The sequence below is a fragment of the Mycobacterium sp. DL592 genome (genome assembly GCF_011694515.1).
In the GTDB taxonomy this organism is placed as follows: Bacteria; Actinomycetota; Actinomycetes; order Mycobacteriales; family Mycobacteriaceae; genus Mycobacterium.
Map to the genome: position 1 here is coordinate 4972625 of NZ_CP050192.1, position 13736 is coordinate 4986360.

Genomic DNA, 13736 nt, shown 5'->3' on the forward strand with positions numbered 1-13736 from the left:
TTCTTGTACTTCTGGCTGTTGTTCAGGTATTGCGTGGACTCAGGCCTGGTCCGGGTGCGTCTGTGCGACCCGCTCCGCGGCGATCAGTTCGTTGAGCCACTTGACTTCCCGCTCGCTGGACTCCAAACCCAGCTGATGCAGTTGTCGGGTGTAGCGGTCGAACGAATTGCTGGCCCGCGCGACTGCTTCACGAAGGCCTTCCCGCCGTTCCTCCACCTGGCGACGACGCCCCTCGAGGATGCGCATCCGCGCTTCGGCCGGTGTGCGGTTGAAAAACGCGAGGTGCACGCCGAAGCCGTCGTCGGTGTAGTTCTGCGGTCCGGTGTCGGCCACTAGTTCGGTGAACCGCTGCCGACCCGCGTCGGTGAGCTGATACACCCGTCGGGCGCGGCGCAACACCGCGGTTCCGGCGGGCAAGGCGTCCTCGACGATCAACCCGTCGGCCTGCATCCGGCGCAACGCCGGGTACAGCGAGCCGTAGGAAAAAGCGCGGAAAGCCCCCAACAGGCCGGTCAGTCTCTTGCGCAGCTCGTAGCCGTGCATGGGGGACTCCAGGAGAAGACCCAGGATGGCCAGCTCCAACATCGGGTCACCTCCTTTGCTCAACCGTTACGGTGCTTCAACACCTCCACAAACTGTATCGGACCGATATATTCGACGCCACTTGAAGATGAACACAAGGGTGCCTCAAAGCAGCCGGTGCCGCACCGTGCGGCTACTCGGCGGTGAATAGCCCAAGGTCAGGGGTAGTTGATCTGCTTGACCGTGCCGTCGGGCGCCAGCTCGATGTACCCGCTGCCGAAATCGCTGGATACATAGATCGAAATCGTCAGGGTTCCCGGGGCGGTGGGATCGCGGCTCGGGTCGATGACCAGATAGGTGCTCTTGACGTCGGCGGGCTTGATGTTCAGCGTCTCGGGCGCACCGCGCAGCACACCGACGACGGCCTTGGCGTCGAACTTGCCCAGGTCGACGACGGTAGCGTCGCTGGATTTGGAGGTGGTGCTGGGGTCATCCCAGCCGCCGCGATAGGTGTAGCTCAGCGTGCGACGGTCGTCGTTCGGGTCGGGGCGATCCAGCGAGGCGTAGTCGGGGTAGATCACCATCCGGTAGCCGGTGGTGTCGCCGAACCGTTTCTTCATCTGCTCGAGCAACCCGTTGAGGCCGCCCAGGGACAGCAATTGGCGCGGCGGGGTCAGCACTACCGGTCCCACCCCGTCGGCCTTGGCGCCCGGATCGGAAGTGAAGTTCAGCGGCGACGGAGTGTTGCCGTACAGACCCCAGCCGATCCCGATGCCCAACACCACCAGCACACCGGCCACCGCGGCCCGGATTCCCCAGCCGCCGCCCGCCGACGGCACGGCCAGGCGCGCCTTCTTCAGGGTCGGCAACTGAACCGGCGCATTTCCGGTCTGCAGGTCCGACACCAGCGCGCGCAGGTCTCCCAGGGTCATCGCGGTGGTGGCGGCCTTGACGCGCTCGCCGTGCTCGGCCATCGACAGTTGGCCCTCAGACAGCGCGGTGTCGAGAATCTGGCAGATGTCGTTGCGGTCGCTGTCCTTGGCGCGGGTGCTTGCTGTCTGGGAGGTCGCCACGTCGATGATCGTAGGAGTTCGCCACCCAACACCGCAGAACAGATGGGTAATCCGGTAGACCCGGGGGCCGGTTACCCGCCGGTGCTCAGAGACCCCACGTACTCTGGTCCCCGTGCGACTGCAGCGACAGGTGGTGGATTACGCCCTTCGGCGACGCTCCCTGCTGGCCGAGGTGTATTCCGGCCGCACGGGTGTCACCGAGGTCTGCGACGCCAACCCCTACCTGCTTCGCGCCGCCAAATTCCACGGCAAGACCAGTTCGGTCATGTGCCCGATCTGCCGCAAGGAACCGCTGACCCTGGTGTCGTGGGTGTTCGGCGATCACCTGGGCGCGGTGTCGGGTTCGGCCCGGTCCGCAGAGGAACTGGTGCTGCTGGCGACCAAGTTCGACGAGTTCTCGGTGCATGTGGTGGAGGTATGCCGAACCTGCGAATGGAATCACTTGGTCAAGTCATATGTGCTCGGAGCGCCACGTCCCACCAACGGACGTGGTCGCCGCGGCACCCAGACGGCGCGCTCCGGCGCGCGCACGGCCAGTGAATAGCGAAGGGCGTCACGACCGGCCAGCCACTGAAATCCGTTCGGGTTCAGGGGGCGATGGTGTGCCCAGCGCGCCGCGGCACGGCAGCGAGACGCCGACGACCAAGATTCCGACGGGTGAGAACACCGCACCGGGCGCCGACCCGGCTCCGACCCGCAGTGCGCCGCGCCGTCAGGTTCCGCCCGACGATCGGCTGACCACTCTCATCGAGCCGGTGCGCGACGACACCGAACCGCTGCTGCGCGACCCGATCGACGTGGTCAAGGCGGCGCTGGACGGCACAGCGCCGCCGAAGCCCCCGCCGCATCCACCACCCCCGCCCGGTGGCGGCTCCGGCGGCGGACAGCCGCCGCGGCCCTCTCGGCAGATCTCGTGGAAGTGGGTGCGCCGCTCGGCGTTGCTAGCCGCCGTCGTCCTGATCGTGTTGCCGATCCTCACCTTCGGCATGGCCTACCTGATCGTCGACGTGCCGCAGCCCGGTGACCTCCGCACCAACCAGGTGTCGACGATCCTGGCCAGTGACGGTTCGGAGCTGGCCAAAATCGTTCCGCCCGAAGGCAACCGGGTCGATGTCAACATCGACCAGGTTCCGGTGCATGTGCGCGACGCGGTGATGGCCGCCGAGGACCGAGACTTCTACAGCAATCCGGGGTTCTCCCTGACCGGTTTCGCCCGCGCGATCAAGAACAACCTGTTCGGCGGTGACCTGCAAGGCGGCTCGACGATCACCCAGCAGTACGTGAAGAACGCCCTGGTCGGTGATGCACGGTCCGGTATCGGCGGCCTGGTGCGAAAGGCCAAGGAACTCGTGATCTCGACGAAGATGTCGCGCGAGTGGTCCAAAGACGAAGTGCTGCAGGCGTATCTGAACATCATCTATTTCGGCCGCGGTGCCTACGGCATCTCGGCGGCTTCCAAGGCCTACTTCAACAAGCCGGTCGAGCAGCTGACCGTCGCCGAGGGGGGCCTGCTGGCCGCGTTGATCCAACGGCCTTCGACGCTGGACCCCGCAGTCGACCCAGACGGTGCGGCCGCGCGGTGGAACTGGGTGCTCGACGGCATGGTGTCGATGGGTGCGCTCTCGAAAGAGGAACGCGCCCAACAGGTCTTCCCGGCAACTGTCCCACCGGACCAGGCCCGCTCGGAGAACATCACCACCGGTCCTAACGGGCTGATCGAACGCCAGGTCACCAAGGAACTGCTCGACCTGTTCAACATCGACGAGCAGACGCTGAACACCCAGGGCCTACAGATCACCACCACCATCGATCCGCAGGCGCAGCAATCCGCCGTGGACGCGGTGTCGAAGTATCTGGACGGCCAGATGCCGGACATGCGGGCCGCGGTGGTCTCGATCGATCCCCGCACCGGCGGTGTGAAGGCCTACTACGGCGGCTCGGACGCCCAGGGCTTCGACTTCGCCCAGGCCGGACTGCCGACGGGCTCGTCGTTCAAGGTGTTCGCGTTGGTGGCCGCGCTCGAGCAGGGCATGGGCCTGGGTTACCAGGTCGACAGTTCGCCGGTGAATCTCAACGGGGTCACCATCACCAACGTCGAGGGTGAGGGCTGCGGCGTCTGCAACATCGCCGAGGCGCTGAAGCGGTCGCTCAACACCAGCTATTACCGGCTGATGCTGAAGCTGAAGAACGGCCCGGCCGACGTCGCCGACGCCGCGCACCGGGCCGGTATCGCCGAAAGCTTCCCCGGTGTGGACCACACCCTGTCCGAGGACGGCAAGGGCGGCCCGCCGTACAACGGCATCGTCCTCGGGCAGTACCAGACCCGCGTGATCGACATGGCATCGGCGTACGCGACGCTGGCGGACTCCGGCATTTATCACAAGCCGCACTTCGTCCAGAAGGTCGTCAACTCGCGTGGCGAGGTCCTCTTCGACGCGTCCCAGCAGGACAACAGCGGTGAGCGCCGGATCGAGAAGGCAGTCGCCGACAACGTGACCTCGGCGATGCAGCCCATCGCCGGCTGGTCCAATGGGCACAACCTGGCCAACGGCCGGCCGTCGGCCGCCAAGACCGGCACTAACCAGCTCGGCGACACCGGCGCCAACCGCGACGCCTGGATGGTGGGCTACACCCCGTCGCTGTCGACCGCGGTATGGGTCGGAACCACTGACGGCGCACAGCCTTTGGTGAACAAGTGGGGCGGGCCGGTGTACGGCTCGGGGATTCCCTCGGACATCTGGAAGGCCACTATGGACGGCGCCCTCAAGGGCACCGACATCGAGTCCTTCCCCAAACCCGCGACCGTGGGTGGGTATGCCGGGGTGCCGGCCGCCCCGCCGCCGCCGCCCACGACCACAGTTCCCCCGCCGCCGAGTGAGACGGTGATTCAGCCCAGTATCGAAGTGGCGCCTGGCATCACGATCCCGATCGGGCCGCCCACGACGATCACGAACCCGCCGCCGGGACCGCCTGCGCCGGAAGCGCCGCTGCCACCGGGGGATCCCAACGCGACTGTTCCGCCACCACCTCCGCCGCCGTGATCGACGGGGACGGCCACCAGCGCTCGACGGTGTCGCCGCTGCCGCTCGCCGAAGACTTGCGCAGCGCTGACGACCGCGACTTTCCCAGTCGCACTGACAAGCTGGGATCGGCGCTGTCCGAGGTCGTCGGCGGCCCGGTCGGCAAGCATGCGATGGTCGGGCGCACCCGGGTCTTCACCCCGGTGCGTGTCATGTTCCTGATGGCTCTGGTGGTGCTGGCGCTGGGCTGGTCGACGAAGGCGCCGTGCCTGCAGACCGTCGGCACCGGCCCGCCCGACAAGCGAGTCGCCAACTGGCAGAACCAGCGCGCGTACTACGAGCTGTGCTACTCCGATACCGTGCCGCTCTACGGCGCGGAGTTGTTGAGCCAGGGCAAGTTTCCGTACAAGTCGAGTTGGATCGAGACCGACTCCAGCGGTCGGCCGCAGATCCGCTATGACGGTAAGCCCGCGATTCGGTACATGGAGTATCCGGTGCTGACCGGGGTCTACCAGTACGTGTCGATGGCACTGGCCAAGACGTATACCGCGGTGGCGAAGATGGCCTCGCTTCCGGTGATCGCCGAAGTCGTGATGTTCTTCAACTTCGCCGCCGTCGGGTTGGCACTGGCCTGGCTGGCGACGGTGTGGGCGACGTCGTGGTTGGCTGGCCGGCGGGTCTGGGACGCCGCACTGGTGGCGGCCTCCCCCGTGCTCGTGTTCCAGATTTTCACCAATTTCGATGCTCTGGCAACGGCTTTGGCGATGGGCGGGCTGCTGGCGTGGGCGCGCCGAAGACCTTTCCTGGCGGGCATTCTGATCGGGTTGGGGGTATCGGCCAAGCTGTACCCGGTGCTGTTACTCCTGCCGCTCGTGGTGCTGGCCATCCGCACCGATCGGGTCGCCGACGCTGCGCGCACGGTCGTCGCTGCGGTGGCCGCGTGGTTCGTGGTGAACCTTCCCGTGATGCTGTTGTTCCCGCGCGGCTGGTCGGAGTTCTTCCGGCTGAACTCGCGCCGCGGCGACGACATGGACTCGCTATACAACGTGGTCAAGTCCTTCACCGGGTGGGAGGGTTTCGACGGCGGCCTCGGTTTCTGGGAGCCGCCGGTGGTGCTCAACACCGTCGTCGCCGTGTTGTTCCTGTTGTGTTGTGCAGCAATCGCTTACATCGCGCTGACGGCCCCGCAACGGCCGCGGGTGGCGCAGCTGGCATTCCTGACGGTGGCCGTGTTCCTGTTGGTGAACAAGGTGTGGAGCCCGCAGTTCTCGCTGTGGCTGGTGCCGCTGGCGGTGCTGGCGCTGCCGCATCGGCGAATTCTGTTGGCGTGGATGACGATCGACATGCTGGTGTGGGTGCCGCGGATGTTCTACCTCTACGGGGAGGCGAACAAGGGTCTGCCCGAGCAGTGGTTCACTGCCACCGTGTTGGTGCGCGACCTCGCGGTGATCGCGCTGATGGTGCTCGTCATCCGCCAGATCTACCGGCCGCAGTCTGACCTGGTGCGCTGGGGCGGGCGGATCGACGACCCGGCCGGCGGGGTGTTCGACCGGGCGCCGGACGCTTACCCGACATGGTTGCCGCAGCGGTTGCGCCCGAAGGCGACCACCCCTGAGCCCGAGACCGAAGGAACCCCGGATGCAAGTCGCGATAGCGCTGTTCCCGCGTAACACCGCACTGGATGCCGTCGGGCCCTACGAGGTGCTGCAGCGGATCCCGTCGATCGACGTCGTCTGGGTGGGTCATCAGCGCGGTGAGGTGCGCAGCGACAACGGGATGCTCGGCATGACCTGTGACGCCACCTTCGAGGAGGTGACCGAACCCGATGTGGTGGTGTTCCCCGGCGGGATCGGTACCCGCGCCCTGATCCACGACGAGCAGGTGCTCGACTGGGTGCGCCGGGTGCATCAGCAGACGACGTTCACCACCTCGGTGTGCACGGGCAGTCTGGTGCTCGCCGCGGCCGGGTTGCTCACCGGGCTGACGGCCGCCACCCACTGGCGGGCCGTCGAACTGCTGGAATCGCTCGGCGCGATTTATACCCCGCAGCGGGTGGTCGAACATCTTCCGCAGCGCATCATCACCGCCGCCGGGGTGTCCAGCGGTATCGACATGGCGCTGCGACTCGTCGAGCTGCTGGTGGACCGGGAGGCGGCCCAAGCTGCGCAGTTGATGATCGAGTACGACCCGCAGCCCCCATTCGATTCGGGTGGGCTGGCCAAGGCATCCCAGGCCACCCGGGACCGGGCCGGCGAGTACTACCAATCGCGGAGCTGATTTCGCTGATCAGCCGCGTTCCGGTAGCCTAGCCAGGTTGCCGACGCAGGCGACTCTCCTGCCACGGAACTACCGTGGCCGCTACGACCATAGGAGGTGATGAGGTTCCCATGCGTCCATACGAAATCATGGTCATCCTTGACCCCACTCTTGACGAGCGCACCGTTGCCCCGTCCCTGGAGACGTTCTTGAACGTCATCCGGAAAGACGGCGGCAGTGTCGACAAGGTCGACATCTGGGGTCGTCGTCGGCTGGCCTACGAAATCGCCAAGCACGCCGAAGGCATCTACGCCATCGTCGACGTGAAGGCCGAACCGGCCACCGTGTCCGAGCTCGACCGTCAGCTCAACCTGAACGAGTCGGTGCTGCGGACCAAGGTGATGCGGACCGACAAGCACTAAGTGGAGAACTGCGCGCAGCGTCGTACCCGTTACGTAGGCTTCGCGGTAAATCCACCCGCCTATGCCAGGAGGACCTAGTGGCCGGTGACACGACCATCACCGTCGTCGGAAATCTGACGGCCGACCCCGAACTTCGGTTCACCCCGTCCGGTGCTGCCGTCGCCAACTTCACGGTGGCGTCCACACCGCGGATCTTCGACCGCCAGAGCTCGGAGTGGAAGGACGGCGAAGCGCTGTTCTTGCGCTGCAACATCTGGCGTGAGGCGGCCGAGAATGTCGCCGAGAGCCTCACCCGGGGCTCTCGGGTCATCGTGACCGGTCGGCTCAAGCAGCGGTCCTTCGAGACCCGTGAGGGTGAGAAGCGCACGGTGTTTGAGGTCGAGGTCGACGAGATCGGCCCGTCACTGCGGTACGCCACTGCCAAGGTCAACAAGGCCTCGCGCGGTGGCGGCGGCGGTGGTGGCTTCGGCAGCGGCGGTGGCGGTGGCTCCCGGCCTGCGGCTGCGGCGTCTGAACCCAGCGACGATCCGTGGGGCAGTGCTCCGGCGTCGGGTTCGTTCGCCGGCGGAGACGACGAACCACCCTTCTGACATAACCGAGATACCTTCAGCGCGCCGGTGCGCGCTCATGAATGAACGAAAGAGATTGACTCATGGCCAAATCCTCCACGAAGCGGCGTCCTGCCCCGGAAAAGCCGGTCAAGACCCGCAAGTGCGTGTTCTGCTCCAAGAAGGGCCAGAACATCGATTACAAGGACACCGCGCTCCTGCGCACCTACATCAGCGAGCGCGGCAAGATCCGTGCCCGCCGGGTGACGGGCAACTGTGTGCAGCACCAGCGTGACATCGCGATCGCCGTCAAGAACGCGCGCGAGGTTGCTCTGCTGCCGTTCACCTCGTCGGCGCGATAGACAAGGAAGTAACGACAATGAAGCTGATCCTGACTGCCGAGGTCGATCACCTCGGCGTGGCCGGTGACACCGTCGAGGTGAAGGACGGGTACGGCCGCAACTACCTGCTGCCCCGTGGCCTTGCCATCGTTGCCTCGCGCGGTGCGCAGAAGCAGGCTGACGAGATCCGCCGTGCCCAAGAAGTGAAGACGGTCCGTGACCGCGAGCACGCCGTCGAGATCAAGACCGCCATCGACGCCCTGGGCGCCATCACGTTGCCGGTGAAGGCCGCCGGCGACTCCGGCAAGCTGTTCGGTTCGGTGACCGCCAACGACATCGTCGGCGCCATCAAGAAGGCGGGCGGCCCGAGCCTGGACAAGCGGACCGTCCAGCTGCCCAAGACGCACATCAAGGCGACCGGCAGCCACACCGTCGGCGTGCACCTGCACCCCGAGGTCAACGTCGACCTGACCGTCGACGTCGTCGCGGCGAATTAGCCACCAGCGTCAATTTCCCCGGGTGGCGGCCCTAGCGGCTGCCCCCGGGGAATTGCTGTCTTCTGGCGAACTCTTGCCGATGAGTGAGCGACAGCTAACCTAACCGTCCGTTAACCTTGCGCATAAGTCGCGGCAACACAACACGCCCGGGATCGCAACCTGGGCCGACACGCCGCACAACTTGCCATCCACAGAACATATGTGGGGCTACTGTGCGCTCAACTGGGCAGATGGTGCATAAGTACACAGTGATCCACAGGTTCTCCCCAACGCCTCAACACCGTTGTCCCCAGGTATACCCAAACCATCAACAGGTTCATGAACAGGCTGGGGTTGCGATGCCTTCAGCAACGTCTAGCGTGATGGCTCTGCGGTGCAGAGCCATCCTCGTGACGACCGGCCTTGTCGGTACCCCGGGGTAAAAATCTGGACAGCAGATCGAACGTGCGTTCGGCAAGCAAGGCGAGGAGGTGGGGGTTACTCGATGGCGGTAGTTGACGATCTCGGTCAGACCGGGATGGGCGCTCCTCCGCCCAGCGAGGACTTCGGGAGGCAGCCGCCCCAAGACCTCGCTGCCGAGCAGTCGGTGCTGGGCGGGATGCTGCTGAGCAAGGACGCCATCGCCGATGTGCTCGAGAAGCTCCGTCCGGGCGACTTCTACCGGCCCGCCCATCAGAACGTCTACGACGCGATTCTGGACCTCTACGGCCGCGGTGAGCCCGCCGACGCGGTCACCGTGGGTGCCGAGTTGGACCGCCGGGGCCTGTTGCGCCGTATCGGCGGCCTGCCGTATCTGCACACCCTGATTTCGACGGTGCCGACGGCGGCCAACGCCGGGTACTACGCCAGCATCGTCGCCGAGAAGGCGCTGCTGCGCCGGCTGGTGGAAGCCGGCACCCGGGTGGTGCAGTACGGCTATGCCGGGGCCGAGGGCGCCGACGTCGACGAGATCGTCGACCGCGCGCAGGCCGAGATCTACGACGTCACCGAGCGGCGTACCTCAGAAGACTTCATCCCGCTCGAGCAGCTGTTGCAGCCGACGATGGACGAGATCGACGCCATCGCGTCCCAGGGCGGCATCTCTCGCGGTGTGCCGACGGGATTCACCGAACTCGACGAGCTGACCAACGGCCTGCACCCCGGGCAGATGATCGTGGTTGCGGCGCGGCCCGGTATGGGCAAATCGACACTGGGATTGGATTTTTTGCGGTCGTGCTCGATCAAGAACCGGATGCCGAGCATCGTGTTCTCGCTGGAAATGAGCAAGTCCGAGATCGTCATGCGACTGCTGTCGGCTGAGGCCAAGATCAAGCTGGCCGACATGCGCTCGGGACGGATGACTGATGACGACTGGACCCGGCTGGCGCGGCGGATGAGCGAAATCAGCGAAGCGCCTTTGTATATCGACGATTCGCCGAACCTGACGATGATGGAGATCCGGGCCAAGGCGCGCCGCCTGCACCAGAAGGCCGGCCTGCGGCTGATCGTGCTGGACTACCTGCAGCTGATGACCTCGGGTAAGAAGGTAGAGTCCCGCCAGCAGGAAGTGTCCGAATTCTCAAGGCAGATCAAGCTTTTGGCGAAGGAGCTGGAAGTTCCGGTCGTCGCCATGAGTCAGCTGAACCGCGGTCCCGAGCAGCGCACCGACAAGAAGCCGATGCTGGCCGACCTTCGTGAATCGGGGTCGATCGAGCAGGACGCCGACATGGTGATCTTGCTGCACCGGCCCGACGCCTTCGAAAGCGACGACCCGCGAGGCGGCGAGGCCGACCTGATCATCGCCAAGCACCGCGCCGGGCCGACGCGGACCGTGACGGTGGCACATCAGCTGCATCTGTCGCGGTTCACGAACATGGCGCGGTAGCTCTGGAGCGCTTCTCTTCCAACTCAATTGTGGTGTGCGGGAGCATCTGTACGGGACTTTGTCGCGCTGGTAGCGTGTCGGTCGGGCGCTGCAGGACCGCCCGATGTCCGCTCGAAGGGGCTTAGCCTCCCTGCCGATGATCACCGAATCGTGACCGACCTCTTCTCGGCCCGACCTCGCGGACGCCGGGCGTGTGAGAGGAGGCCGTGATGGCCAGCACCCTGCCCAGCAACCCGTCACTTGACCGTCTCCGCGAGGACGCACGGCGTCTGCAACGCGGGATCACCACCAATGAGCGCGGGGCTGTGGAGTTGGTTCGCGCGCACCATCCGCGACCAGATGTCGCCTTGGCTAGCGCGCCGGATCGGTTCGCACTGCATGATGCGCAGCTGATCGTGGCCCGCCGATACGGATTCATCGGTTGGCCTGCGCTCGTGCACTACCTCGAGATCGCCGCGGACCTGACCATCGATCCGAGCGCGATCAATGAGGATGCGCTCGGCCTGGCTGATCGATTCTGTTCTCTGGCGTCGCTGCGCTACGACCACACTGATGCCCCACCGCGGCGACAGGCTGCCGCCGACCTGCTCGCCGCTGAGCCGGATTTAGTTGACCGGCATGTGTGGGCGGCGGCATCAGCGGCTGACCCTGAGGCACTCCATCGTCACCTTTCCGCCCGACCTGATCTGGCGACGGCGGCAGGCGGGCCGTTCGGCTGGGTCCCGTTGCTGTACCTGTGCTATTCGCGAATCCCTTTGCACCGCAGCGAGGATGAGGTGCTCGCAGCGGCCAAGCTGTTGCTCGACTCCGGTGCCGACCCTAACGCCGGGTACCTGTGGTGCGGCATGTCGACACCATTCACCGCACTGACCGGGGTGTTCGGCGAAGGCGAGCAAGGCCCACGCCGCCAGCCCCGCCACCCGTTCGCCCCGGCTCTGGCCACCGTCCTGCTGCGCCGGGGTGCACATCCTGTCGATCAGCAGACGCTCTACAACCGGATGTTCCGTCCCGACGATTCCCACCTGGAATTGCTGTTCGCCCATGGCCTCGCCGATACCGAGCCCAGTCCATGGGAACGCCGACTCGGCGATGCGATGGAAACCCGCGAGCAGATGTGGCAGCGACAGATTCTCTGGGCAGCCGGACATGGATTCGCGTCTCGCCTTGACCTACTCGCCAAACACGGTATCGATTCGGCCGGCGTCGAACTCGTCGTCCCGGCATTGCCGGATGACCCGAATGTTCGTGACGAGCAGGGCGCAACGCCCCTGCATCGTGCGGCGTGGGACGGTGACCTACACCTGATCGTCCAGCTACTCGACTCCGGTGCGGACCCGACCATCACCGACACCCAGTACGGGACAACACCACTGGGATGGGCTGAGCACGCCTATCAAACCGAGGCCGCCGACCTACTGCGGGCACGCACTCAACCCAGCTGACCCACTTGCCCCGACGGCGACCGAACGATTCGCGGCCTAGGAAACGAGGCGTTTCGTGAGACAAGGGGTGGGTAACTCCGTGTGGCAACCGGCCCCTGCGGCAGGCTTCGGGGTGCGCTGGCAAGATTGACATCGCAACTGTTGGCGGCAGTTCCGGGGGAGATTCTGGGGGTGGCGATGGTTCGGTGGGGATGGGTGCCGGGCCGTCATGTCGACCAGTACGACTGGATCAGCGCCTACCTGTATGACCGCGGCCTGCAGCGGCTGTGGCGGGTGATGATCTTCACCGCCACCGTGCTGCTGGCGGGTTCGACAACGTTGATGATCTTCAGCCCCGCGGGGCCGGCCAACCGGCTGACGACCAGCATCTGCATCGTGGCGGCCGCGTTGGCGACGGGCGCGGCGCTGCCCTTCCTTTTGTATTGGCCGACGCAGCGGCAGTCGATGGTGTTCTCGCTGACCTCGACCGCGACGATCGCCGCGGCCTGCCTGTCGTTCTCCAACCCCTACGTGGGATTGATGGGCTGCGTGACGTTCTCGGTGATCGGCGGGTTCGTCGCCTATTTTCGAACGCGGCAGGAGGTGGTTCTCAACTGTGGTGTGGCCGCGATCTGTGCCACGGTGCTGGCCGCTCGTGTCGTAGCCACAACGGGTGATGTCTACTTGGCGGCCGCTGCCGTGGCGATCGTGGTGGCGCTCAACATCGGCCTGCCGTTCGGCATCGAGTCGTTGGTGAGCACCTTGCGCGTCGACCTGCGCAGCTCAGGTCGTGACTCGCTGACCGGGTTGCACAACCGTCGGTCTTTTCACTACTCGGTTTACGAACTGATGATGCGCCACCACGGCACCGGTGCCCATCTGATGATCACGATGATCGACCTCGATAACTTCAAGCTGCTGAACGACACCCAGGGCCATGCCGCCGGCGACGCCGCCCTGATCGAGGTGAGCGCCGCACTGGAGATGACCTGCCGTCGCTCCGCGGTGATCGGCCGGGCCGGGGGAGAGGAGTTCCTCATCGCCGACGTCGCCCCTCAGCCGATGCCGGAGATCCACGCCGAGCAGCTGCGCCGGGCCATTGCCGACTTGCCGGCACGAGTCACCGCAAGTGTCGGTACTGCCAGCGCCCCGCTCGACGGTGACGCGGCCGCCCCGAGCCCGCAGCTCATCGACGACCTGATCCGGGCCGCCGACGATGCCATGTACCAGGCCAAGCGCGCCGGCGGAAACCGAGCTTGTCACAACGGACAGCTCTGAGCGCCTGCGCGGATATGACGCCTAAACATGACTTCGGGCGCCAGATCGGTTGCTGTTGAACACCTTTGATCCGTTTGGCGCGGCGCCCCTGCGGCGCGGGCGGCTACGCCTCACCCAAACTCGGCCGGTAATCAGCCGCCTCGGCCTCGGCAGCAAGCAATGCACCCAGCTCACCCTCCTGCTGGGCAACAAACACACCGATCACCTGCCGGCATACCTCCGGCACACTCACCCCACGTAAATCCGCAATACGTTTCAGCCCAAATAGCACTGACGTAGGCACATGAAACTGCACCGCGAACTGACCGCACGAACCGTCCTCAGGCGGCAACCCCGGACCCACGACTACCGGTTCATCCACCCCGTACTCGCTCACCTCAGCGCCCCGAGCTCGCTCGACAGACCCACGACTAGCGCCGTCACCAACGCCGTCGGCCGGGTCCCGGAACTCTTCATGACTGAACAAACTCATTCCGCTCAGGCTAGACCTCGCC

14 protein-coding genes are annotated in these 13736 nt (G+C 65.6%); 11 read left to right on the forward strand and 3 right to left on the reverse strand.

What is annotated here, in order from left to right:
- Positions 1-39: 39 nt before the first annotated feature.
- Positions 40-585 (reverse strand): PadR family transcriptional regulator, encoded by a 546-nt coding sequence (locus tag HBE64_RS23790; protein ID WP_167108087.1) that lies wholly within the window; start codon positions 583-585, stop codon positions 40-42.
- Positions 586-740: 155 nt separating this feature from the next.
- Entirely contained in the window at positions 741-1595 is an 855-nt protein-coding gene (locus HBE64_RS23795) for a DUF1707 domain-containing protein (RefSeq protein WP_167108090.1), read from the reverse strand.
- A 112-nt stretch (positions 1596-1707) separates the two neighbouring features.
- On the opposite strand from HBE64_RS23795, the gene HBE64_RS23800 reads away from it, so the two are divergent.
- The 11 genes from HBE64_RS23800 to HBE64_RS23850 all read left to right on the forward strand — a co-directional run bounded on the left by HBE64_RS23800 (position 1708) and on the right by HBE64_RS23850 (position 13242).
- Positions 1708-2139: a DUF5318 family protein gene (locus HBE64_RS23800; RefSeq protein WP_167108093.1), complete on the forward strand. Its 432-nt coding sequence runs from the start codon at positions 1708-1710 to the stop codon at positions 2137-2139.
- A gap of 190 nt (positions 2140-2329) precedes the next feature.
- Positions 2330-4636, forward strand: coding sequence for a transglycosylase domain-containing protein (locus tag HBE64_RS23805; RefSeq protein ID WP_305792217.1), 2307 nt, complete (start codon positions 2330-2332; stop codon positions 4634-4636).
- The gene (locus tag HBE64_RS23810) at positions 4636-6285 is read left to right on the forward strand and encodes a glycosyltransferase family 87 protein (protein WP_208300722.1); all 1650 of its coding nucleotides are present in this window, start codon (positions 4636-4638) and stop codon (positions 6283-6285) included. Before HBE64_RS23805 ends, HBE64_RS23810 begins: the two co-directional genes overlap by 1 nt.
- Entirely contained in the window at positions 6254-6892 is a 639-nt protein-coding gene (locus HBE64_RS23815; protein WP_167108097.1) for a DJ-1/PfpI family protein, read from the forward strand. Before HBE64_RS23810 ends, HBE64_RS23815 begins: the two co-directional genes overlap by 32 nt.
- Before the next feature lie 110 nt (positions 6893-7002).
- Positions 7003-7293, forward strand: a complete 291-nt coding sequence (rpsF, locus tag HBE64_RS23820; RefSeq protein ID WP_003931678.1) for a 30S ribosomal protein S6 — start codon at positions 7003-7005, stop codon at positions 7291-7293.
- A 77-nt stretch (positions 7294-7370) separates the two neighbouring features.
- Entirely contained in the window at positions 7371-7883 is a 513-nt protein-coding gene (locus HBE64_RS23825; protein WP_167108100.1) for a single-stranded DNA-binding protein, read from the forward strand.
- A 62-nt stretch (positions 7884-7945) separates the two neighbouring features.
- Positions 7946-8203, forward strand: coding sequence for a 30S ribosomal protein S18 (gene rpsR / locus HBE64_RS23830; RefSeq protein WP_167108103.1), 258 nt, complete (start codon positions 7946-7948; stop codon positions 8201-8203).
- A gap of 17 nt (positions 8204-8220) precedes the next feature.
- Entirely contained in the window at positions 8221-8679 is a 459-nt protein-coding gene (rplI, locus tag HBE64_RS23835) for a 50S ribosomal protein L9 (RefSeq protein WP_167108106.1), read from the forward strand.
- A gap of 484 nt (positions 8680-9163) precedes the next feature.
- A complete protein-coding gene (gene dnaB, locus HBE64_RS23840; protein WP_167108109.1) occupies positions 9164-10543 on the forward strand; it encodes a replicative DNA helicase in 1380 nt (459 codons plus the stop codon).
- A gap of 209 nt (positions 10544-10752) precedes the next feature.
- A complete protein-coding gene (locus tag HBE64_RS23845) occupies positions 10753-11985 on the forward strand; it encodes an ankyrin repeat domain-containing protein (protein WP_167108112.1) in 1233 nt (410 codons plus the stop codon).
- 126 nt (positions 11986-12111) lie between these two features.
- Positions 12112-13242 carry a GGDEF domain-containing protein gene (locus tag HBE64_RS23850; RefSeq protein WP_243841435.1) on the forward strand — a complete coding sequence of 377 codons (1131 nt, stop codon included), beginning with the start codon at positions 12112-12114 and terminating at the stop codon, positions 13240-13242.
- Between the two features lie 103 nt (positions 13243-13345).
- On the opposite strand, the gene HBE64_RS23855 is transcribed toward HBE64_RS23850, so the two are convergent.
- On the reverse strand, positions 13346-13714 hold the full coding sequence (locus tag HBE64_RS23855) for a hypothetical protein (RefSeq protein ID WP_243841436.1): 369 nt from the start codon (positions 13712-13714) through the stop codon (positions 13346-13348).
- Positions 13715-13736: the final 22 nt, after the last annotated feature.